Below are 247 nucleotides of genomic sequence, written 5' to 3'. Positions count from 1 at the left end.
GGTGGTCTCGGTGGTTTTCCGGCTGCCGTCGGCCCAGTAGGTGTAGGTGCTGCGCAGGCCGTCGGCGGTGGCGGCGGTGGCGGGCTTGTTGTCGGGGTTGTAGGTCCAGGTTGTGCCGTCTGCCCCGGTGAGGAGGTTGCCGGCCGTGTCCCAGGTCTGGCCGGTGGTCTTGCCGTCGGTGGTGAGGGCGGTGAGGCGGCCCGCGGCATCGGTCTGGTGCGCGGTGGCTGTCTTGCTGCCGTCCGCA

The 247-nt window shown here is 71.3% G+C and carries 1 protein-coding gene; it reads right to left on the bottom strand.

The genetic code is table 11. The annotated features are described in order from the left end of the window. On the bottom strand, positions 1-247 hold a 247-nt coding region (locus IF89_RS40285), incomplete at both ends, for a hypothetical protein (protein WP_043195199.1).

It is taken from the genome of Streptomyces sp. NRRL F-2664 (assembly GCF_000719345.1).
In the GTDB taxonomy this organism is placed as follows: Bacteria; Actinomycetota; Actinomycetes; order Streptomycetales; family Streptomycetaceae; genus Streptomyces.
This window is presented reverse-complemented; position numbering and strand designations above follow the sequence as displayed.